Here is a 22,724-nt window from a genome sequence, read left to right on the forward strand (position 1 = left end):
CTGCGCCGCCATGATAACTCATGACGATGCGGTCGCTGTTGTCGCCGAGGTACATCTGCCAGGCCAGCATGATCTGCCGGGTGTTGTTCATGCACATGATGGCTTGAGCCTTGATTTTTGCCTGGGCCAACGCCGGCAGCAACAGCCCCGCGAGAATGGCGATGATGGCGATGACGACCAACAGTTCGATGAGGGTGAATCCCGCACGAGTGATTTTGTAACGTTTCATTTTTTGGTTCATTGAATCGGGAGCCCGTCACTCACCTGACGGGCTCCCGCTGCTACCCCATCCCCATCAATTCTGCTGGAAAGCCTGCACCCGGTAGAAGGCTTGACCCGCGGGCGAACTGGTATCGGTGTATTGCGTGGTCGCCAGCGTCGGTGAAATGGTCGTATAAGGTCCGACTACATCGGTGCTGCGTTGAACCACGTAATTCACCGCACCACCCGAGGTCCAAGTCAGAGCCACGCTCGAACCGGTTCGCACCGTGCTGGTGATGGTGATCGGAGCAATTACAAACGGCTCGCTGTGGAAGACTAACAAGCGTCCGCCACCCGAGAAGAGGCCTTGATCGCTAACCACGAGAAATTTGCCATCCTGCGAGAACCGCATACCCGGGTCTTTGAAGTTGACGTTGCGATCAGGACGATCGGCAGTCGCATTGCTGTTCGTGAACGACAACTCCTGGATGAAAGCGCCGCTCGTGGGATCGAACGAAACGATCTGCGGCACCGCAAATTCGGACAGCGGGAAGGTGGTGCGCTTGCGATCCGACACCCAGATGCGACCCGTTGTGGGATCCACGTCGATTCCAGCACCCCAAGTGACACCCGACCCGGCTAGAAAGATATTGCGCGCGGCTCCGGTGGTGGTGTCGAAAGCGACGATGACGCCGTTGTCAGTGGCCCCATCACCTTCCCAGATCGTCACCAATTCACCTGTCGCCCGCAACAAGGCAATCCCGTTGGCATTGCCACCAGCTCCTGCGCCAAAGACGCTGGTATCGGGGGCGACCAAAGCGGTGTCGTAATTGTATTGATTCAACGTCGTCGTGGCCGGATCCACCACCCAGATGGCGTTCGGGTTGTTGTTCAGATCCACGCCCCGATCCAGCACCGCCAATTTCGTAACGCCGTTTGTAACGTAGAAGACCAGATCGCACGGCTGATCCGACCGGTTGGTCGGCGCAAAGCCAAAGTCCGTGATGACTTCTTCCACCGTGTTCAAGTTCCACGGCGCTTTCAAGCGACGGAGGCCAGAGGCTTGTCCACCTTTGACGCCGTCCATCACGAACCAGATGGTCCCGTTGGTTTCGACCGTGAGGCCGTTGGGATTATAAAGGCCGGAGACGACGGGCGTAGGGTCAATCACCCAGTTACCGCTGGCCACTTTGGTGGCTTTCCGGATTTCACCGATTCGCTCCTCATCAATCGTAAAGAGGATGGTATTGGTGTCCCGCGGATCGACCGCCACGCCGCCGACCGTTTTTCCCGGAACCGTCAGAACCGTGTAGTTGGTGAACCGGGCGGCCGGCCCCGTGCCCAAGATCGTATAAGGCCGCGGCTCCGGAGTCTGAGTGTTGGTGTAGGGTTCGATCGTAATATCGTCAACGTAGGCTGGCGGATTGGCACCAGGGACGGAGTTGTTCGAAGTGCTGAACGCCACGGTGTGGAATTTCTTGTTATTGCCCCACGACGAGATGTATTGACCGTCTTTCACGACGACTACTGGCGTGCTGCTCGGGTTCTTGATGAGTGTGTAGGAATTATGCCGGACGTCCGTCGTCAGTTGATACTCTTCCCACGTGTCCGGAGTGAAAGGTCGCAAGGTGTCTCCCCAACTGCCATTATTAAACCATTCATTGAACCAGCGGCTAAAAGTCATGATGGAAGTCGCGCTGCCCTCGGGGGCGTTACCACGGTGCCCGTAGCCGAACAAGATGGTGTCGGAAGCGGAACTATAGTCAGCCTCCCAAGCATACACGGACACCCGTAAGTACAAGCTGAACACCCCGGGGGTAGCGTCTGCCGCCGGCACCTTCGCCCACCAGGTAATCTTGACGTCTTCATTCGTGGCTTGTCCCCAAGAGATGGTAGTGCCAGCGGTTTGGCCCTGCGAAACCATGAGACACTTGCTGCCGGAATGCGGCGCGGTGACAGTGCTATTCACCACCTGCACCTTCGTCGGGGCAAAGAAGTGATTGTTCTCCACGCCATCTACTTCCGCCGTAACCCAGGCGCCTCCTGGATTATTGTCGGCACTGTTGGTGTTCCCCGAGTTCGAGGCAGTATAACCTTCAAAGCCTTCTGTGAAAGAGCCGCTGGCGAGGTCAATGAATTCGCCATCCACGGTCAACTTGACATTATCAATCAACGTATAGCCGTCGTCTGCCGAGTTGCCTTCATTGGCAAACCGAATTCCACACACCGACAAATTCTGGGGACGGGACAAGGAATTCCCCACACTCACCGGCGTCACCATGTCGTTGACATAATACTTGAAGGTCCGGGCGACCGCGTCAGCCTCAATTTTGTAGTGAGTCCATACGTTGTTTGTCACAAAAGCCGGCGTGCCGGCGGCGGTATTGCTGATTGTAACCCAACTGTTTGGACCCACCGTGCCACTTGCGGCGCTGAAGCCGTTGAACGCTTGAATGATATCGACTCCGTCGGTTCCCGTAACAGTGGCGGTTGTTCCCTGTCCGGAGCGAAAGATCAAGAAGTCGTGCGCGTTTTGATCAGCACCCTCCTGAAGCAAGGAAATGCGGAAGCCGCGGTCAGCCGTGCCGCTCTTGAAACTCAACATCCAGAAATCCCAAGTGTAATATGCTCCGCCGCGCGGATCGAGATTGTGACGGAAGGCGGTGTTTGGCCGGAGCAACATGCAGTTCGGAGCGGAACCGGGAGCGTAGTCCCAGTTGATCAACTGGACTCCGTTATACCCCAGGCCGCCCGGCGAGTCGCCTTGTGCCAAGCCGTCTTCCACTCTTATGTAATCGGTGTTTGGTATGGCGACCGTTGTGTCGTTGAGGCTCGTCGCGGCTCCGCTGTACGAGTCGAAGTTCTCATTGACGAGCGTGAGTGTGGCGGCCGACAAATTCCCCGCTATCAAACAGGCAAGAACCAACTGCCAAAGTTGCTGCCGTGCTGGAGTCTTGCGCCAGGGAGTCTTCGTCTGTCCGATCAATTGTGCTGTTTTTGCTTTCATAGAATTGCTTGGGTTTTATGGTTCATACGGGTCAAAACTTTTGCCGTTATTGATACTATTTCGTTGGTTGCTGCCCTGCCAAAACGACTCCCAAACGAGCCGCGTCCACGACACGAAAACATGAGATGCCGGATTGGTCATAGCGTTAACGCACTAAGTAATGAAAAACGCCCGAAGCTGTCAATACTTTTTTTGAAAAAATCTTTAGCTCCTTGAATGACTCAACGAACCGCCTTGGCTGCAAAGCGATACATGTCGCCTCGGTAGATCGAATCTTCCATCTCCACGATCAAATCTTTGCCGCAGAAAGAGACGCCCTCGACTCGAAACGCCGGGATGGGCTTTTGCAATTCGAACACTTCCAACGCTTCGCCTTCCAGCATGACCGCGCTCAGCATCTGGTTGATCTCCGTAAGCTGGATGCCGTAGTTCTTTTCGAATACGGTGTAAAGGGATTGCTCCAGGTTGTGCCGCTGGATGTCGGGACAAAGATGCAGGGAAAGGTAACGGGTTTCCTTCATCATCGGAATGCCGTCCGCCAGGCGCAGGCGCTCAATCTCGCAGATCGGACCTTTCATCGTGTATTCGCGACCGTTGAGCGTTTGCGAGTGGCTGAGTTTTCGCAAATGCATCCCGATCAGCTTGGTGCTGGGATTGCGGCCCGCTTCGATCATGTTCTTGGTGAATCCGAAAATGCGTGTGATGGCGCGCTCGACGGCGAAGTTGCGCACGAAGGTTCCTTTGCCTTTCACGCGCGTAACCCAACCCGCCTTTTCCAATTCGTGGAGCGCTTTGCGCGCGGTGGTGTTGCTGACCTTGTAATGCGCGATGATTTCAGTTTCGGATGGCACCGGGGCGCCCACCACGAGTTCGCCATGCTGAATTTTTTCGATGATCTCGCGGCTGATCTGGAAATATTTTGGGGGACTAAATTGTGGCTCCGTCATGGCTGAGTTATAAATTATGTCAGTGGTGTCCGGCAAGCCAATACCTGAGCAGGCCGTGGGAAGCCTCGCCGGGAGAACTGGTTGATCTGGCCGGCTCGAAAAGGCGCACGGCACATTGAGAAGTCTCAAAAAAGGCCGGTTTAGCGCGGTGAAAACGCTTTCGTTTGCCGCAGGGCGATGGTTCGCCAAATCAGTGAGGTCTGGTTGGTGATGATGCCATCGACGCCTTCGTCGAGCATTTGGTTCGCGATGTCCGGATCGTCGATGGTGTAAACCCAGACTTTCATTCCTTGCTGGTGGGCGTGGTCCACGGCCGCGCGCGTGACTTGGTGGTTCCAGACCACCACGCGCGCACCGGTTTTCTGAACCTCATCCACCCAGGATTTGTCCAACGTCTTCTCCGCCTCGTTCAATTCCTTGCCCGCCCGCCACGCAAGCGGTCCCAGAGCCCCCAGCACTTGTCGCGGTTCCTGTTGATGAAAGTCTTTCAGGTAATTCCAATCGAAAGACTGCACGACCACTTTATTCACGAGGTTGCGCTCGCGCAACAGTTTCAGGCACGCGGCCGCGTCGCCCGCCTCGTGGTGGATGAGCGTCACATTGCCGTCCTGGATCAGGTCGAGGGCCTCCACCAGCGTTGGCAGGCGTGTGCCAGCGTACGATGGCATGTGCGCGCCCGCGCTTTTTTCACCGAACCATTTGCCCGCATCGAGCGTGAGCAATTCTTCCAGCGTTTTGCTTGCGACGTGGATATTCTTTCCGCCCCATTTCGCCACCGCGTCCGTCGTGCGATCAAGCTCCGGGTCATGGATGACGACCAGCTTTCCATCTTTCGCCGGGTGATAGTCCAGTTCGACCAGATCGGCGCCGGCGGCCTTGGCCAGCTTGAAGGAGGGCAGGGTATTTTCGGGCGCGAACTGTGGATAGCCGCGGTGAGCGATGACCAATGGGCGGCTCGCGTTGAGCAGTCCTTCGACCGGCGATTCTGGATCGGCTTTAGCTGAAGCAACTGAAATCATGACAATTATGAACAGGCTGGCGAATGGTCCAGAGCAAGACAATCTTAGTGCGTTAAGCATGGTCGCAAATTGCTTTGATTGCGCGTGGTCGTCAAGCGTGAATTTCCACCAGGTTCAACGCCCTTGGAAATCCATTCCCTCATTTCGCCGGCAGATTCGTCCGTGCTCTTTCATGCTCACGGTGTGGGTTATGTCGTGTAGCTAGTTGTTCCCCCCACCGCCAGCGTGGATTTCCGTCGCACCGCCGTTGCCTTCGTCGATGTAAGTAACGCCGTTGACCTTCGTGGTTTTCAGGTACTGCTGCCAGACAAACTTGTCGTGAACTTTTTTGGCCTCCAGCCGGGCGGTCTTGCTCGCTCCAACTTCTGGAGCACTCGACATCAATGCTTCAGTCAACACCCGGCCATCCATCGGCAGGGGGGATTTGATGCCGAAAATCCAAAGTACCGTCGGCGCCACGTCCACGTTGCCGGAGGGCAACGAGCTTACGAACCCGCGGCGGAAATCAGGACCGGACGCGATGAGTGTGTTGTGCATGTCAAAACGACTGAGCGTGCCATGGATGCCCTGCTCCGGTTGGCGGCCGGCTTCGTCGCACAACTCCAAACCGGGCGTGCCCGCCGCGTTCTTGTCCGGCGACCAACGCAGCGCAATGACCACATCGGGAGCATCCGGGCTGTTCAGCCCGACCGTTTCGAGCGCGAACGTACCGGGCAAAGACTTGCGGGTGAACAGCACGCCGGAGAATGATTGACCTTGCAGAAAGTCCACAACCTTTCGCGTAAGTTTGGAATCGTGCCCGGTGATATACAAAACAACCGAGCCGCCATTGCCAACGACCAGTATGTCGCCCTTGGCCGGGGGCGATTTGAATTCTCTCGTTGCTTTGAAACCTGCGTTGGTGAGCGCTCCGGCCACATCCACGATGCCGGAAATGGTGGAGAACCCATGATCGGAAACGACGAACACGTCGGTCTTGGCGCGCAACCCTTTTGTCTCCAACTCCTGCAGAACGAGAGCCAAGTTGTTATCTGAGTTTTTGAGCATCGCCACTGAGGTTGCCGAGCCCGGTCCGGTTTCGTGCTGCGAATAATCGGGTTCGCTCAGCCAGAGCAGCGAGAACGGCGGGACGCCGTCTTCCCAGAGTGGGCCGATCAACGCGCGCGTGGTCCAATCGTCCCGTTTTGCTTTCGTCTTCTCCAATGCGGGAAATGGCCCAAGCAATTTTCCAATGCGGTCAAGCCAGCCTCTGGGAAGCGTGTTGCCCGCAAACAAATTGATGCCGCTGTAATCGTTGTCCGTTCTTTCGCTGCGATCATGAAGGAGGACGACTGGTTTGGCGCCGGCGATGACGGTTTTGCGGGCATGGCTTTGCAGAACCTCAGCCAGCGTGGGCCTCCGGAGATAATGGCCGCGGGTCAATTGATCACCCCTTTGCATCGCCGCACGCGCTTCCGTCCCAATGGCCTTCAGCGGATCGATCTGCGGGCGGAATTCGTTGTTGGCCACGATGCCACTGTGGGCGGGATAAGCGCCGGTGGCCAGCGCCGTGCCGTTGACCTCGGTGATGCTGAGATAAACGGCATGATGATTTTGAAAAACGACACCTTCCCGGCCGAGTTGATAAAGCGTGGGGGTGAATTGTTCCGTGACAAAATCAGACCGCAATCCGTCCCAGACCACGACGACCACGTGTTCCGCCCTTCCGGCCGCAAAGAGAATGGGAGAAAAAAAGTTGCCGAGCAAACCGAGGCAAAGAATCATGACACGCATGCGTCTTAGTCTTGAGGCAGGGCAGCCGGCGGTCAAACCAAAAGCGCTCAGTTATGGAGACGGCGAGTTTTCCGTGGGCGATTTCAGTCGATAGAATTTTGCCGCGTTCGACCCGAAAACGCACTCCCGCTCCTCCGCGGTGAGCTGGGCAAGGTTGGCTTCCAAGGCTTCCACAACCTGCTCGTAGGACCCCGCCAACAGACACACGGGCCAGTCGCTGCCGAACATGACTCGCTCAGATCCGAAAGCGCCAAGCACGTGGTCGATATACGGTTTCAAATCGCCCGGCGTCCATGAAGTCCAGTCGCCCTCAGTGATCATGCCGGAGAGCTTGCACCAGACGTTTGGGCATTTCGCAAGTTCGGCAGTGCCATTCGCCCAATCTTCCCAGCCCCGTTGCGCGATGCGCGGCTTGGCAAGGTGATCGACCACGAGTGGCAGGTTTGGATATTTCTGCGCGAGTTGAAGCGCGACGGGCAGGTGCGGTGGGCGGATGAGCAGATCGTAAGGCAGACCGCGCCGCGCCAACTCGCCCAAGCCGCGTCGCACGTCCGGGCGGAGCAGCCAGTTCACGTCCGGCTCGTCATGCACTTGATGCCGGATGCCCATGAGGCCGGGTGAAGCGAGCAATTCATCCAACGTGTCGCCCAAGCGTGGGTCTATCAAGTCCACCCAGCCCACCACGCCGGCGATGAACGAATGTTGACGCGCGAGGGAGAGAAACCACTTTGTCTCGTCGAGCGAACTGATGGTCTGCACGAGCACGGTGCGGTCAATGCGATGCCGGGCCAGCAGCGGCGGCAAATCGTCGGGGACGAAGTCGCGGTAGATGGCGTTCAACTGCGGGCCGAGCCACGGATAATCGTAGCGGCCAAGTTTCCAGAAGTGGTGATGGGCATCAATGCGCATGGGTTATCCGCCAGACGGTTTTGTGTCAAAACTCCGGACTGCCCCGTTCAAGCGTCCACTGATTCCCACGCTGCCGGATGTCGGCCTCGTCAGCGCAAGCAGTGGCGCCCGCCACCAGCAGCGCAGACAGGAAACTCATTGCCCGGCACAGGCACGCCTCTTTTCGAGACCCGATGGATTGCTTGATCTGTTGCATGTAAGCGTCTTTCAGTTGGCCGGCCTTCGTATCCGGCAGCTCGGTCGCGGTTAAGGATGTAATACTACCGATTCGGGCGGCGCAAGAAAGCCGCACACGAACACACGAACTTCCAGGGGGTTAGCAGCGGGCAAGAACTAAACTTGTTGGCAAAAATTGCAAAAACGTTGTTGCAAGTAACTACCATAAAATGGTAGTTACTTCGGTGGCGCATGGGTCAACAATTCAAAAATATTTATTTCGCCGATTATCCCGCCGAGTCTGCGCGCGAGCGAAATCTGACACTCGCCTTCGGTGACAAGGACGGTGTTCTTTACGAGGGAATTAAATCTCTCACCAGCCACGAGATTCGAGAACGTCTTGGTCACGCTAATCATCGTTCGCTCACCGAAGCCGCCCAACGCGAGAGTCTGCCACTAAACACATATTGCTTGCGCCTCCTGCGCGATGCACGAGCCCAGCCGCTTCCCAAAACAGATGGCGAACTGTTTAGGCAAAACGGCGCGGCACGTCCACTAATAGACCCAATCCAAGCGACTTTCCGTGGCGGACAAGCCGAGCCGTTGCACGGCTGGTATCCTTACCTTGAAGGTTATTCTCCCCGGTTCGTAGAGCAGGTATTGCACGAGTTCGCACCTCATGCCGAAAGAATTCTCGATCCTTTTGGCGGGACAGGGACAACCCCTTTGACAGCGGCCAAGCTGGGGCGCGAAGCGTTCTTTTGCGAACTGAATCCTTTACTGCAATTTCTCGTCGAGGCAAAAACCCACGCCTCCAACCTCGGCGAGAAGCAGCGGGAAGATATTGCCGGAAGGCTCTTGGAGTTGGCCGACGGTTTAAGCGAACGCATTGCCGCGTGCCGGCCTGACACGGAATTGAAAGCCGCCTACGCTGCGACTTTTGGCGACAGTCTGTTCTTTGACGACAGTGTTTACGATGCGGTGTTACGAACGAGAGCGGCGATTGATTTGCTGGCGTGCGAAAGCCCGCTGGCGGCGAAGTTTTTCACCATTGCGGTGTTGGCCAGTCTAATTCCGGCTTCCCGGCTGATTCGGCGTGGAGACGTTCGTTTCAAAACCGGCGCGGAAATGAAGCGATTCAGAACCGGCCTCACTGACGGCATAAGAAAGCAACTTCGGTTGATGGTGTATGACTTGAAGCTGCTCCAACCACTTCTACAAACACCCAAGCTGGTTTGCGACGACGCAAGGCGGTTGCAACATCTGCTGCCGCTGGACATAGATGCCGTTGTGACCAGCCCGCCGTATCTGAACGGCACAAACTATTTTCGGAACACCAAGGTTGAGTTGTGGTTCTTGCGCTGCCTGCGGACGGCCGATGACCTGGCGGATTTTCGACTGAGAACTGTTACGGCGGGCATCAACGATGTCACTAATGCCAAGTTGAATGACGACTTTCCGAAGCAAGCCCGCGCGCTGGTGGCGCAATTGGAGGATTCGGCCTACGACGTTCGCATCCCGCGCATGGTCGCCAGTTACTTCAACGACATGCGGACGGTGTTCGCCGCGCTGAAGAAACATCTGACGGCACAGGCGACGCTGATGCTTGACATCGGCGATTCCGCTTACGGAAACATTCACGTTCCGACGGACAAATTGCTGACGGAGATTTTTTCAGATTTGGGCTTCTCGCTGCGACGGGAGGTCATTCTCCGCAAGCGGATGTCTCGCGGTGGCTTTGGGCTGCGCCAGGTCTTGCTGGTTTTTGATCTGACCAAGGCGCGAGTGCAACCGATGCATGACCGAGCGGATTTGCCGTCGCCACGCTGGGAGAAGTCGTGGAACGTGTTCAAACGAGACCTGCCTCACCAAGCGCAAGGTTTTACCAAGCGCAATTGGGGACATCCGCTGCATTCGCTTTGCTCGTATCAAGGCAAGATGAAGCCGTCGCTGGCTCATCATCTGGTAAAAACATTCGTTCCCGGTGGCGGGCGGATGCTTGATCCGTTCGGGGGCGTCGGAACAATTCCGTTCGAGGCGGCGTTGGAGGGCATCCAAAGCTGGTCGTTTGACATCAGTCCGGCGGGTTATCAGATTGCGACGGCCAAAGTTGGATTGCCTCAAGCGGCGGAATGCGCGCGCGCCGAGCGGGAGTTAGAGTCGTTCATCGAAGCGGGAACTGTCGAGAGTTCGGAGTTGGCTGCTGCCCGCAAAATTCATTTCAACGGCCCGCTGCCGGATTATTTTTCTCCCAAGACCTTCAAAGAAATCCTGCTCGCTCGGCGATTCTTCTCACAGCGGCCTCCGCGTTCGGCGTCCGAGTCGCTGATATTTGCCAGTCTGCTGCACATCTTGCACGGCAATCGTCCCTATGCGTTGAGCCGCCGTTCGCATCCGATCACACCTTTTGCGCCGACTGGCCCGGCGGAGTTTCGCGCCTTGATGCCCCGGTTGCGCGAGAAAGTGGCGCGCAGTCTGGAAACTGCCCGCACCGGACAATTCCGCGCCGGCAAAGTCTTTATTCAAGACGCGACATCCTGGTGGCCGCGAGAAGTCTGCGACCTGGATGCCATTATCACTTCACCGCCATTCTTCGACAGCACCCGCTTCTATCTCGCGAACTGGATGCGGCTATGGTTCTGCGGCTGGGAAGCGAACGACTTTCGCGTGCAGCCTTTGGCCTATGTGGATGAACGACAGAAACGGGGATTCGAGATTTACGAACCTATCTTCCGTCAGGCGCGCGAGCGGCTCAAGGCTGACGGGGTGGTTGTGCTTCACCTGGGCAAGAGCCGGAAATGCGATATGGCGCGGGAGTTGGTGAAAGTGGCGGTCAGGTGGTTTCGTGTCGCCGATATTTTTACCGAAACAGTGGAGCACTGTGAATCGCATGGCATCCGCGACAAAGGAACAGTGACGGCGCACCAGTTCTTGATTTTGCGGTAGGCTACTTTTGGAAGCCGAGCATCCTCCTGTTGCGGGCTGAAAGTTTTCCCGCCAGACCGTAATCAGCCAGCAACTTTTTGAGTTCCAACAGTCGCTTTTTCAAATTGGAGTGTTCCCGAACCTTCAGGAAGCGAGAGACGCAGGCATTCACATCAATGCTCGCGTTCACGATGGGTGTGGAGTTCGCGAGTAAGCTCAAGTCCGCACCCGTAATGCGACTCAATCCGATCAGCTCGTTGTTTGAATAATACCGACTCGGCCAGCGGTCATGCTTGCCGTTGTTGCAGTCGGTGCAGAGCAAGGCGGCGTTTTCTCGAGTCAACGGATAAAGATATTTTGACGGCAGGATATGATCCACGGCCCAAGTGCCACGCTTCCCAAAGCCAAGAACTTTTACGCACTTGAAGCATTTCGACTCGAATCGGCGGAACAAATCTTTCAAATCAAGCGGCTTGTTCTCTCCTTCAAGCAAAAGGTCGGCAACGCGGCGTTTCGCCGATGCTTCATGCAACTGCTGTTTGGTCCGACGCGGATTCAGGACGGCGTTGATTGCTCCTTTGCAACTGCGACATTCCATCTGGCGCTCCAACGCTCCCCAACCCGAGTGTTTGCTAAATGCATTGAACGGTAAGACACGGCCACAGGTATTGCATTGTTTCCAGTAAGATTCGGGGTGCTCTGTCGCGATCCGAAAAAAGCCAAGCCAGAATCTTTTCGCCCTTCCAGATTCGTGATCGGAGAATTCGGACGGCCAATCCTGGAACGGCAGATCAGAATCTTTGGTGTGAACGTAGCTGCATTTCTGGCAAGGCCAACTGACGGTTTCAAAGGCAGTTTGCGGGTCAATCATCTTCGTTCCGATGTCAATCGTCGTCAGTTCACGGCATTTCAAGCAGACAAAGCCAACCCAAACATTGTGGAATAGAATTCCTTCGATTCGGGCTAGTCCCGTCCGGTTCTTTGTTTTGCGTCTGGCCATGCTGAATCTCTACACACGATCTTCGACCGAAGCGAGGCGAAATCAAAAACGACATCAAGCACTATCCCAAAGCTTGGGATGAGTTTCTATTTGTAGCCGATGGATTTCAGTTGCGCCTCGACGTCCGCGGGCAGATCCGCCAGCGGTTGGTTCGCGTCGCGCGCGGCATTGATGCCGCTTCATTTCTCGCGCGCGCAAACGTCTCGCACACCATAGAGTTTTGTGTCAATCCTCCGGACAGACCCGTTCACGGATAATCGTAGCGGCTGAGTTTCCAGAAGTGGTGGTGGGCATCAATGCGCATGGGTCAATGGTGTTGTCGGATTTGAATCCTTAGCGATTGAACAAGGTTTGCTCCGCCAGGTAAAGTCACCGTGCGGCAAGCGGAGCGCCGGTCTTCGCATCCAGCCGCCCGGCTGTGGTTAAGGATGTAGTTATATCCAACGTCCAGCCATGCAACGCCGATGACGTGACCCGCGAAAGCGGAACTGCGTGCGCCATCCGGCGTTGGCTGCAGTGATTTTAGGCCGTTCACTCATGGGTCAGTCATGACTTGTTTGAATCGTTCAACGACGTCTGCCGGCATATACTTAAACCGAGGCTTCATTGTAGCCATACCGACATACTTCCCGGCGCGCATGTAGCTCCAGTCTGTGATGCCCGTCTCTGGAATCTCAATCCGGTCGCCTAACTTCACGCTCGCCACGATTTTCGGGTGGTTCTTGATGGTGACCATCGTCTTGCCGTCGCGACGCTCGAAGTCGGTAGTGTGAAAGTGCTCAATACGTCCTTTGTCTGTAATCCTGACCACGAGCACAAAATTACTCTCACCGTGCTCCCGCTTGTCGAACACCTGCCAGAACTGCGGAAGCGTTTGTCTCGCCTTGGCAATGGCTGTCGCCATCTCTGGGTCTGAATCCTCCACGTAGCCTTTGTCGCGCGTCGCGCAGGCGGTGAGCAGTGTCAGCAGGACTCCGATTAACACCAGTGCGGTTTGGGATGCTCGATTCATGGTGTGGTGTGTTCGAACGGGCTAAAGGGAGTCAACCAAACTTGGGTTTGGTGAAGCGTGGACCGGTTTGGCCAAGTTCGGTCTTGCATGGCGGCATTTAAGGCCGGCTTCGGACGTGCGGCAAGCGGTTTATTTTGACACGAAGCGTTCTCGAAAATCAGTTGCGTTGCTGGGCTATTTGTAGCCGATGGATTTCAGTTGCGCCTCGAAATCCGCGGGCAGGTCCGCCAGCGGTTGGTTCGCGTCGCGCGCGGCGAACCGGAGCAGGTTGTTCAGCAGGCGGTCGGCGGCCGGGTGGCTGCCCAGGTTTTCCCGGATGCGGAGCGTATTCAAAATGAACCGGCCCGCCCCCAACTTGTAAACCGCCACCATCAAACCGGCGGAATAATCCTGCGACGTCCGGATCGCCCCGGCGACGGCTTCGTCCGGCGGGTCCTGTCCCGACCAAACGGCATCCGGGATGAGTTCGCGGTAAAAGGTGTAGTCCATCAAACCACCCGCTGGCAGGCCATCGAAGATGGCGTGCCGCCTGGCCCATTCATCCTTCAAGTAGAGCCAGCCTTGAATTGAGTTGAGAGAACCCTTGTTCGCCAGGGGCAACCAGGCGGCTTTGTCGCGGTCTTTCTTGAAAACTTCCGGTGACAGAAAAACGGCCGTCGCACCTCTCGCCACGCGGCGGGCCAGTTCACTCCACGCGGCGGAGTCGCCGGCGACCTGGGGTTCTTTAACAGTCAGGATCACCTCGCGCGCCGTCGGCTCGGCGGAAGAAAATGCGCGCGTGCGGATGCCGTGCGTCTCCAGCCAGTGGCTTAATTCCGCGCCCGACCCCCAGAGCACAATTTCGGCATCCACCCGGGGCATCGTCGCCGGGTCGGCAACGTAGAATTCCGCTTCCCCGCCCGCCGGGGCGCCACCGCGCTCCAGCGCGGCCACAAAACGATACTTGCCCGCCGGCCCGTTGATCACCACGTCGTCGGCAAAAACCGGCAGGGCCAACGGCGGTTCGCTTTTGGTTTTCCGATCTTGGATGACGACGTTGGTCTGGCCCGACCAGACGAGTTGGTTGTTCGGATCGAAGACTTGCAGCCGCACCGGGTAGTCGCCGGGCAACAGCGCGTCTTCGTTGGCGAGGACGGCCTCCAGTTTGACCGGATTGCCGCGATAGAGGTTGAGCGGTTCGACGAACAAACACCAGCGGAGCGACGCGAGGCCGTCGAACAGCGCGTCGGTCGTGCCAGGTTTGAGTTCGCGCCACGTCGTGAACAGACCTTCGCCGGTCATGCCTTGATCCACCGTGCCAGTCAGGTTGTGACCCACCAGGTTCGGGTTGGAGCGAATCGCATTGAGGCCCAGCAGCCGTTGGCCGGCCATCTTGCGAACGCACTGTGCAAAGTAATCTTCCGGGCGGCCAAAACATTCAGCGAGTCGCCAGCGTTCCCAGTCGGCGAGGAAGGCATTGAGTTTGGCGCGATAGAACTGCGCGTCTTCCGTCGATTCCTTGCCGAGGGACTCGTAGTGGCGAACCACCCGCCACAGGTCCACTGCGCTGCCGATGCCATACTCCGATAGAAACACCGGCTTCGTGCCCTGGCCCAGCGTGCGCAAGAACTGGATGGTCTGCGCGGTGTGCGGCACGCGCGGATAGCCATGCACGTCGCCCATCCGTTTGCAGTAGCCGCCCGGGGAACTCATTCTGGACGGCGCCGCGCCGGGTTGTTCGTCGCCGAGCAAATGTTCCCACGTTGTTGACCCGGGATTGCAGACGGAGCCGATGGCGAGTTGGCCGTCCCAGCGACCGCTGTTCAAAAGAATCGTGCGGCTATCGTCCAGCGAGCGCACCAGCGGGAGGCTGGCGACGGCATGCCGAAAGACCGGCCCGTCGCTGGTTTCATTGAGCAACCCCCAGATCACCAGGCTCGGATGATTGCGATCGCGCCGGATCATCTCGGTCGTCGAGCGATCGAACCATTCGGCCATCTTGGGCGAATCTTCGAGCAGCCAGGCGGCGTAGGATTCCTCGTAAACCAGCAAGCCGATTTCGTCGCACAAATCGAGTTGGTCGCGGGTCGCCATGCCCGCAATGAACCGAATCAGATTGAACCCCATCACTTTCACGTTGAGGAGGTCGCGCCGCAAGAGGTCGGGGTCATGCGGCAACTGGAGGCCAATGGGGTAATGATTGCCGGTGTGCGAGCCGCGCAGGAAGACCCGCCGCCCGTTAAGGCGAAAATAGCCATCGGCAAACCGGAAATCGCGGAAGCCACAGCGCACCGACTGTTCATCGAACGCGGTGGATTTCTTCACGCGCACCTGCGCGGTGACGCGGTAAAGGTAAGGATCGTTCAGTTCCCAGAGACGCGGCTGAGCCACGCGCAAGCTCGCCTCGATGACCGTGGCGCCGGACGGCAAGGCGCGCTCCACGGGAACGACGTCCAGCGTTTCGCCGCTGGCCGCGGGAGCGACCGTGAAGGTCAGTTGGCCACGAAGTGATTTGGCCGTGGCGTTGCGGACGATGGCCCGCAACCGGATCACGCCGGTCTTCGCGTCGGGCCGAAGGCAGAGGTCTTCGACGCGCACGGCGGGCACCGCGAGCAGTTCGACGGAGTCCATGATGCCGCCGTGGTTGTAGGAGGCGCCGGCGAAAAAGTTCGTCGCTTTGTTGCGGTGCGGGGTTTGGTTCAACACGATGCCGTCAATCGGTTCGCTGGTCGGATTCAGGACCCGCACGGCCAGCAGGTTCGTGGTGTTGGTCTTAATGGCGTCCGTCACATCCAAGACGAAGGGCGTTTCGCCGCCTTCGTGTCCGCCGACAGGGATGCCGTTGAGCCAGACATCGGCTTTGTAATCCACAGCCCAACAGCGCAACAGGTAACGTCCGCCGACGTTGGGATTACGTGGCGCGTTGAACTCGCGCCAGTACCATGCGACGCCGTGGTAGCCAGGAAAGGCGTCCTGGATTATCCATGGCACTTTGAACGACACAGCTTCAGGCCGCGGAGCCTTGAACCATTGCTGATCCCGGCCCTCGTTTTTTGGGTCCGTTGCCAGTCGCCATTCACCATTCAGCGACTCGACGAGAGCGGACGCAGGCTGGGCTTGGGCGCCTGCGGAATTTATTGATAGGCAGGCCATAAGGCCCTGAACTGCGACGGCGACTAAGACAAGTAGCGGCTTCATTGGTGCGGTGCGTTCGAAGGTTTGAGTCCACTTCATGAGGGACCAGCGGTCAAGTCACTTCCTGACCGCAGTCGCCTTGATCAACGGCACGCCCTCTGGGAAGTGATTGGCGAAAAATTCTTTCATTGGGCCGGCATATTGCGCCACACGCAATGCGCCCCAGGTCGCTTGATCGCCAGTAGCGTAATAGAGATAAGTGTTGCCCTCGTACTCCAGGAGATCCACGTCTGAGTTATTGATGCCTTCGCCGTCACCCGCTTCGAGGATCGGATTGAACGGGCTGAGTTCCCAAGTGGCAAGGTCCTTGGAGCGCGCCAGAAATGAAACCCACCCGGTGTGGCCAGGGATGGCCGCGTGCAGATAGATCACGTAATAATACGGCGCGAAGTAACGAATCACCGGACAAGCGCTGTATTCATTGTTCACCCCGGTGAAAACCAGACCTGGAATTTTCTCCCAGCGCGAGAGGTCGCCGGAGCGCGCGAACTTGAAACAAAACTGCACCGGTTTGTCCGACTCGTAGGCGATGAGATAGCCCCGGTCATCGCGGCAGACGGAGGCATTAAACAGATGTTCCTTTCCCTCCTGCGGAATCGCCAACTCGCGTTGCCAGTTCGTCAGGTTCGCCGAATGGAAACGATAGAGACTTTGGAACCAATCTCGGTCCGTGCCTTCGCTGGCAAAGACATTCAGTTCCGCGCCGTTCACGAACGCATTGGCAAACGAATGTCCTTCCCCGAACCGCGCCACTTCCCGGCCGGTCACGAGGTCTTGAATGTAAAGATACATGCTACGCTTGTAGGCGTCGGTGTTGACCTTGGTATCGTCTCGGTGGTTGAGCACCAGCAACGGGCGGGAATTAAAAATGACGGGCGAATTCTCCATCGCTTGGCCCATGGCGAAGGGCAGCTTCGTCAGTTTGGGCCGGCCGGAAGCGAACGGTGGCGCTGCCGGAAATCTTTCCGGGACAATTTCATTAAACATTTCCAAGGGCCAGAAGCGCAATCGCTCGAATCCGGCGGGCACGGGCTGACGATATTGCACGTAGGCGCGCACGTTGCCCTTCACCGAGAAACCGACCTCGCCCTTGCCGGCGCCAAAAACCTTGTAACCCATCAAGGTGCAATCCACCAGATCGGTGTGCAGCAGTTTGCCATCGATGGTGCTGTAAATGATCCCGGAGGAAGGCGTACCTTGAGGTTGTGAAAAGTTTAGCGAGATCAGCCGGCAACTCGCGAGCTTGACGCGCGTGTAACCGCTGAAGCCGGGATTGCCCGCTTGCAACGCATTGTCTACACCCACCAGCGTGCAATCTTCGAACGTGACATCGGGTAGAGAGGGCAGGGCGGGATTCTCCGCGCGAATGTAGGCTCCGGCGGCGTCGCCCCACCAGTCCAGACACCACAGTTTGCATCGACGGAAGACGATCGGCTCCTCGGCGCGTGCTGCGAAGTGCGCCACACCGCCGCCAAACGCGCGTCCAATGCCGACGCTGTCTTCGACGATGACGGTGAACGGTTCGATCTTCGGCGGCAGGTCCCAAAACAAACCGGCGTCACTGCCGGTCGCATAAATGCGGCGGACAATCCAGCGGTCCCAACCCACGCCGGAGAAATCCGGCGACGCGCGGAACGTGCTCCACCAATCCACGGACTTGAGCCCGGTTTCCTTCTGCGGATCGCCCGAGTCGAGGATCATGAAAGTTGGATTGCCCGTACCTGCCTTTGGATTCGTGCGCACCACCGCCAGCGGCGCGCCGGAGTCCACCACCACCCAGCCGTTGGTGTCGGAGCCGAAGCGTCCGTCCCAGTCACCCTCCAGAATGTTGTAGGCGTTCGGCGCTCCTTTGTGCGCGGGGTAGAGATTGGCTTCCGCGTAAATGTCGGGTCGGATGAGAATGCGATGGCCGCCCCGGTCATCCGGTAAAGCGAGGAGCGCAGCTTGAATGGTGTGAAAGCCTTTTTGCCAACTGCTGCCGTCGGAGTTGTCGCCGAGCTTGGAGACGTAAAAGGTGCGCCCCAGTCGGTTGGTTTGAGACGACCCCGGCGCGATTTCCGCAGCTCGCGTCGAACCAAACCACCCGAGCGTGGCGACCAACAGGGCGGGAACGAATCGCGCCAGCAAGAACTGGCGGACGAATGCGTCGATTGAGGATTGCCACTGCGTAGTCAGAATGTTGCGATGCTTTGAATTACGCTCCCACTGGTCAAGCCCTTTTTGTGATCACGATTCCTCACGCAAACCAACAATAAGACTCGGCACTCGCAGTTCAGCCAACCAACGAGACGCCATGAGGAGGATGATCACTTTGGAACGTGAGCGCCCCCGTCGGACATTGTTCCACACACTCTGCGGCGACCTTTTGAAGACCGGCCTGAATCTCGCCATTGAAAGGCGCGCTTACCTTTACATCAAAGCCGCGCCCGATAAACGTCAGCCCCAAAGGTTCAGCCGCCAGCTCCGTCAACTTCACACAAATCCCGCACAGGATGCACTTGCCCGGTTCGAAGATGATGCCGCCGGGCTGGGTGTGTTGTTCGAACTTCTTCCGCTCCGCGCGGAAACGACTCGCGTCCGCGCCATAGACTTGCGCGTAATGTTGCAGCACGCAGTTGCCGCTCGATCGACAGTCGCAATGCAAACAACGCGAGGATTCCATCGCCGCTTCCTGTTTCGTGTGTCCGGCGCAGCGATCGCATGGTGACACGCTCGCACTTCCTTTTGCCGACAGGATAAACGCCTTCATCTCGCCCGGGTCGAGCCGGCCCATGATGCTTGAGAATGGCTTTTCCGGTCGGCGTGCGGATTGGCCGCTCAAAAAGCGATCCACGCACGCGGCTGCGGCGCGGCCTTCGGCCATCGCTTTCACCAGTTGCTTCTGCGCGCGCACAGCGCCGCCCGCGGCGAAAACATTCGGAATAGGCGTCAGACAAGAATTCGGGTCGGCCTTGAGCGATGTGCCGGCCATCGGCAAATTCAGTTTGCTCGCGTCGTCCTTGGTAACCTCACCCACGGTGAGGAGTATGGCATCGAACCCGCGCGACAATCCTTCCAGCGTGACGTGATTTCCCAACTCAACGCCCAGCTTGAAAGCGACTCCAAGCCGCGCGAGCAGAGTGAGCTCTGCGTCGAGCAGGCAAGGTAATAGGCCGCCGCCAAACCCGTCGGCCCGGCACCAATGATGGCAATCGATTTTCCCGTGGTCGGTTTGCGCGGGGGCACGTGCGGTTCGGGTTGCTTGGAATCCTGATCCGTCGCGAACTTTTCCATGTCACGAATGGCCGCCGGATCGTCCCAGTTGCCGCGACGGCAGCCCTGCTCGCAAGGATGATGACAAATCCGCCCCAGCACACCCGCCAGCGGCAGAGCTTGCCGCACCGTAGCAATGGCATCGTCCAGTTGACCTGCCTCGATTTGCCGGAGCATCACCGGAATGTTCAACATGAGCGGACACAGCCGATGACACGGTGAGAGGCAATCCCCCACATGATCGCTGAACAAAAGTTCCAGCGCCGTGCGCCGCGCTTCATGGACTTCTTCCGTCTCACTCTCAACCACCATGCCCGGTGCGACCTTGGTGCCACACGATGGCACGAGCTTGCCATTCAACTTCACGAGGCAAACCTGACAGGTGTTCAGCGGTCCGCATTTTTCGAGAAAGCACAGGGTCGGGATGTCGATGGCCAGCTTGCGCGCTGCCGAGAGGACGCTTTCGCCGGGTGAAACCGCGACTGTGCAACCGTCTATCGTGATGGAGAATCGGTTCATGGTGGCGTGAAATCCGAAATCCGAAATCCGAAATCCGAAAGAAGCGCGAAATCCGAAGCCCGAAACTTGCAATCCCGCAGCCATGTCCGTCGGATTTCGGCCATCTGATTTCTTTCGGATTTCGGATTTCGGTTCTTCGGATTTTTCATCTCACCTCCACCGCGTTGTGCGGACAGACCTGTCGGCAGGTGTCGCACCGCGTGCATTTCGCGTCATCAATCACGTGCTGGGCATACGGTGTCATCGGAATCGCGTTCACCGGACAATTCTGAGCGCAGATAGTGCAGCCCGTGCAGTCGGTGTTGATCATGTAATGAATGAGCGCGGTGCATTTGCGCGCTGGACAGCGCCCCGCGATGTGCGCTTCGTATTCGTCGCGGAAATAGCGGAGGGTCGTCAACACGGGATTGGGCGCGGTTTTTCCGAGGCCGCACAGGCTGCCCGCACCGACCTGGACGGCCAGGCGCTCCAGTTCTTCGAGATGTTGCCGTGTTGCTTTGCCGGTGCACAGACGATCGAGGATATCGAGCATCCGCTTCGTGCCAATGCGGCAGAACGTGCACTTGCCGCACGACTGGTCCTGGGTGAACTGGAGGAAATACCTCGCGATGTCCACCATGCAGTTCGTGTCGTCGAGCACCACCAGACCGCCGCTGCCCATGATGGCGCCCACATCCCGCAACGATTCATAATCCACCGGCGTGTCCGCTAGTCGCGCGGGCACACAACCGCCACTCGGCCCGCCGATTTGCACCGCTTTGAAGCGATGTCCCTCGCCGGCACCGCCGCCAATCTCCTCGACGATCTCGCGGATGGTCGTGCCCATCGGAACTTCGATGAGTCCGCCGCGACGAATCTTTCCCGCCAACGCAAATACCTTTGTGCCTTTGCTCTTTGCCGTGCCGATCGCCGCGAACTTCTCCGCGCCGTTGCGAATAATCCAAGGCACGAGCGCCAGCGTCTCAACGTTGTTGATGAGTGTGGGTTTGCTCCACAAACCTTTCTCCGCGGGAAACGGCGGTCGCAACTTCGGCATCCCGCGTTGACCCTCGACCGACGCAATCAGGGCCGTCTCCTCGCCGCAAACGAACGCGCCAGCGCCTTCAAAGACGGAGAGCTTCAAGGGAAAGTCGGGGAAGTCCCGCTCACCTTGACCCTCTCCCCCTCGGCGGGGGAGAGGAGACAGCCGTTGCCCGGCTTGTGGTTTCTCCTCAGTCGTCTGGCCGTCGTCGGTCACAGTTGCGCGGGAAGACAGAGGAAGATTCTCCCTCTCCCCTTCAGCAGGGGAGAGGGCCGGGGTGAGGGGATCATTCGGAGTTGAATGTTGGATGTTGGATGTTGGATGTTCCTCATTCCTGAGCCATCCGCGCTTTTCCAATTCCGCAATCGCCGCGCGCACCCGTTTGACCGCGAGTGGATACTCGTGACGAATGTAGAAAATACCTTCGTGCGCCCCGACCGCCACCGCCGCAATCGCCAGCCCTTCGATGACGCGGAACGGAAACGATTCGAGAATCATCCGGTCCATGAACGCGCCCGGGTCGCCCTCGTCGCCATTGCAAATGACGTATTTCGATTCGCCCGGTTGCTGTGCGACCACGCGCCACTTTTGCCCGCTAGGGAATCCCGCCCCGCCGCGCCCGCGCAAGCCGGATCGTTCGATCGTTGAGATGATTTCATCCTGTGAAAAAGCCGGGACAGTTTCATGTTGCATATGCAACATAAACTTGTCCCGGTGTTGGAAGCCGGGAGTTGGCACTTTACCCAAACACTTTGCCAGCGCCGCAAATCCGTCGTGCGCGAGGTACTCGTCAAGATCCAGTGGATCAAGTTTTCCGAAATGCTCCGTGGCGATGTGAACCTGCTTGTCGAGAAACGCGCGCACGTTCGGGTCACGTTTGCTCATCGAGAAACGCTGGACGCCGCGCTGTTCACGCGAATCGTCGAGCAACAAACTGTCGAGCGCGCGAATCCAGACACGGGACGCGCGGCGCAGGAATCCGCGCGGTTTGAAATGCCGTTGCACCAGCGCGCGCGCTTGCGCCGCAGTGAGGTCCGCGTAAAATGTGCCGGGTTTCCCCGACTCAGCCACTTCGATCATGGGTGTGCGATGGCACATGCCCACGCAACCGACGCGCTTGACCACCACCTTGCCACCGCAAGCTGACGTGCTTTCGTTCAGGGCATGAAACAACTTGTCGCTGCCTTTCGCCATGCAACACGAACCCAGCCCGACGTGAATCTCCGCCACACTGCCATTGCGTTCGCGATGGGGAACTGCCTCCGTGGACGGGGTTGCGTTCGACCCGGCCTGCAGCGCCAGGAATTCACGCATGGCTTCGGCCACGCTCTCGGCGCTGGTGTGACCCAACGTCGTCCCGCCCACTTTCACCACGGGCGCAAGGGTGCAGGTGCCGAGACAAGCTACCTGTTCGATTGTAAATTCACGATCGTTGTCCGTGTCTGCGCCGTCGGGAATGCGCAGATGCCGGCGCAGCGCGTCTTCGACGCGTTCCGCGCCTGAGACGTGACACGCCGTGCCGCGGCAGACGCGCACGATGTGTTTACCGGCGGGCTGCATCCGGAACATGTCGTAGAACGAAGCGACGCCGGCAATGGCAGCGGGAGTGATCTCGGTCGCCGCACAAACGCGGCGCAGGGCCTCCTCCGGCAGATAGCCGTAATGCTCCTGCAACGCCTGCAGAATCGGTATCACCGCCTCTGGCGTTCGTCCCACGCGCGTCACCACCTCGTCCGTAAATGTCAGTTCAACAGGCATGAATCAAAATCCGAAATCCGAAGTTCAAAATCCTAAATCGGCATCAGGATT

Annotated in this window: 15 protein-coding genes; 1 reads left to right on the forward strand and 14 read right to left on the reverse strand. The window is 58.0% G+C overall.

From position 1 onward, the window contains the following. From HY298_16580 to HY298_16610, 7 genes are all read right to left on the reverse strand, one after another. A partial coding sequence (locus tag HY298_16580) for a prepilin-type N-terminal cleavage/methylation domain-containing protein (protein MBI3851873.1) occupies nt 1-229 on the reverse strand: 229 nt, incomplete at its 3' end. Nucleotides 230-295: 66 nt separating this feature from the next. Continuing rightward, a complete protein-coding gene (locus HY298_16585) occupies nt 296-3,208 on the reverse strand; it encodes a hypothetical protein (GenBank protein MBI3851874.1) in 2,913 nt (970 codons plus the stop codon). A 221-nt stretch (nt 3,209-3,429) separates the two neighbouring features. Next, nucleotides 3,430-4,155, reverse strand: a complete 726-nt coding sequence (locus tag HY298_16590) for a GntR family transcriptional regulator (GenBank protein ID MBI3851875.1) — start codon at nt 4,153-4,155, stop codon at nt 3,430-3,432. Nucleotides 4,156-4,295: 140 nt separating this feature from the next. After that, nucleotides 4,296-5,174, reverse strand: a complete 879-nt coding sequence (locus HY298_16595) for a hypothetical protein (protein MBI3851876.1) — start codon at nt 5,172-5,174, stop codon at nt 4,296-4,298. A gap of 201 nt (nt 5,175-5,375) precedes the next feature. After that, nucleotides 5,376-6,947 (reverse strand): alkaline phosphatase family protein, encoded by a 1,572-nt coding sequence (locus HY298_16600; protein MBI3851877.1) that lies wholly within the window; start codon nt 6,945-6,947, stop codon nt 5,376-5,378. Between the two features lie 51 nt (nt 6,948-6,998). Beyond that, the gene (locus HY298_16605) at nt 6,999-7,856 is read right to left on the reverse strand and encodes an amidohydrolase family protein (GenBank protein MBI3851878.1); all 858 of its coding nucleotides are present in this window, start codon (nt 7,854-7,856) and stop codon (nt 6,999-7,001) included. Between the two features lie 25 nt (nt 7,857-7,881). After that, nucleotides 7,882-8,052, reverse strand: coding sequence for a hypothetical protein (locus HY298_16610; protein MBI3851879.1), 171 nt, complete (start codon nt 8,050-8,052; stop codon nt 7,882-7,884). A 212-nt stretch (nt 8,053-8,264) separates the two neighbouring features. On the opposite strand from HY298_16610, the gene HY298_16615 reads away from it, so the two are divergent. Continuing rightward, complete coding sequence (locus tag HY298_16615) at nt 8,265-10,958, forward strand: hypothetical protein (protein MBI3851880.1); 2,694 nt, start codon at nt 8,265-8,267, stop codon at nt 10,956-10,958. Nucleotide 10,959: 1 nt separating this feature from the next. On the opposite strand, the gene HY298_16620 is transcribed toward HY298_16615, so the two are convergent. From HY298_16620 to HY298_16650, 7 genes are all read right to left on the reverse strand, one after another. Next, nucleotides 10,960-11,937: an HNH endonuclease gene (locus tag HY298_16620; protein MBI3851881.1), complete on the reverse strand. Its 978-nt coding sequence runs from the start codon at nt 11,935-11,937 to the stop codon at nt 10,960-10,962. 535 nt (nt 11,938-12,472) lie between these two features. Continuing rightward, nucleotides 12,473-12,949, reverse strand: a complete 477-nt coding sequence (locus tag HY298_16625; GenBank protein ID MBI3851882.1) for a DUF2314 domain-containing protein — start codon at nt 12,947-12,949, stop codon at nt 12,473-12,475. 174 nt (nt 12,950-13,123) lie between these two features. Continuing rightward, nucleotides 13,124-16,081: a glycoside hydrolase family 2 gene (locus HY298_16630; protein MBI3851883.1), complete on the reverse strand. Its 2,958-nt coding sequence runs from the start codon at nt 16,079-16,081 to the stop codon at nt 13,124-13,126. A gap of 99 nt (nt 16,082-16,180) precedes the next feature. Further along, nucleotides 16,181-18,250 (reverse strand): hypothetical protein, encoded by a 2,070-nt coding sequence (locus HY298_16635; protein MBI3851884.1) that lies wholly within the window; start codon nt 18,248-18,250, stop codon nt 16,181-16,183. 145 nt (nt 18,251-18,395) lie between these two features. Further along, complete coding sequence (locus HY298_16640) at nt 18,396-19,139, reverse strand: hypothetical protein (protein ID MBI3851885.1); 744 nt, start codon at nt 19,137-19,139, stop codon at nt 18,396-18,398. Further along, nucleotides 19,103-19,894, reverse strand: a complete 792-nt coding sequence (locus HY298_16645) for a (2Fe-2S)-binding protein (protein MBI3851886.1) — start codon at nt 19,892-19,894, stop codon at nt 19,103-19,105. Before HY298_16645 ends, HY298_16640 begins: the two co-directional genes overlap by 37 nt. 145 nt (nt 19,895-20,039) lie before the next feature. After that, the gene (locus HY298_16650; GenBank protein MBI3851887.1) at nt 20,040-22,673 is read right to left on the reverse strand and encodes an NAD(P)H-dependent oxidoreductase subunit E; all 2,634 of its coding nucleotides are present in this window, start codon (nt 22,671-22,673) and stop codon (nt 20,040-20,042) included. Nucleotides 22,674-22,724: the final 51 nt, after the last annotated feature.

This window comes from Verrucomicrobiota bacterium (assembly GCA_016200005.1).
Classification (GTDB): domain Bacteria; phylum Verrucomicrobiota; class Verrucomicrobiia; order Limisphaerales; family PALSA-1396; genus PALSA-1396.

What these genes read in the sequence shown, in the direction of transcription:
- HY298_16585 (MBI3851874.1), bottom strand. Translation starts at nt 3,208, where the DNA reads ATGAAAGCAAAAACAGCACAATTGATCGGACAGACGAAGACTCCCTGG.
- HY298_16590 (MBI3851875.1), bottom strand. Translation starts at nt 4,155, where the DNA reads ATGACGGAGCCACAATTTAGTCCCCCAAAATATTTCCAGATCAGCCGC.
- HY298_16595 (MBI3851876.1), bottom strand. Translation starts at nt 5,174, where the DNA reads ATGATTTCAGTTGCTTCAGCTAAAGCCGATCCAGAATCGCCGGTCGAA.
- HY298_16600 (MBI3851877.1), bottom strand. Translation starts at nt 6,947, where the DNA reads ATGCGTGTCATGATTCTTTGCCTCGGTTTGCTCGGCAACTTTTTTTCT.
- HY298_16605 (MBI3851878.1), bottom strand. Translation starts at nt 7,856, where the DNA reads ATGCGCATTGATGCCCATCACCACTTCTGGAAACTTGGCCGCTACGAT.
- HY298_16610 (MBI3851879.1), bottom strand. Translation starts at nt 8,052, where the DNA reads ATGCAACAGATCAAGCAATCCATCGGGTCTCGAAAAGAGGCGTGCCTG.
- HY298_16615 (MBI3851880.1), top strand. Translation starts at nt 8,265, where the DNA reads ATGGGTCAACAATTCAAAAATATTTATTTCGCCGATTATCCCGCCGAG.
- HY298_16620 (MBI3851881.1), bottom strand. Translation starts at nt 11,937, where the DNA reads ATGGCCAGACGCAAAACAAAGAACCGGACGGGACTAGCCCGAATCGAA.
- HY298_16625 (MBI3851882.1), bottom strand. Translation starts at nt 12,949, where the DNA reads ATGAATCGAGCATCCCAAACCGCACTGGTGTTAATCGGAGTCCTGCTG.
- HY298_16630 (MBI3851883.1), bottom strand. Translation starts at nt 16,081, where the DNA reads ATGGCCTGCCTATCAATAAATTCCGCAGGCGCCCAAGCCCAGCCTGCG.
- HY298_16645 (MBI3851886.1), bottom strand. Translation starts at nt 19,894, where the DNA reads ATGAACCGATTCTCCATCACGATAGACGGTTGCACAGTCGCGGTTTCA.
- HY298_16650 (MBI3851887.1), bottom strand. Translation starts at nt 22,673, where the DNA reads ATGCCTGTTGAACTGACATTTACGGACGAGGTGGTGACGCGCGTGGGA.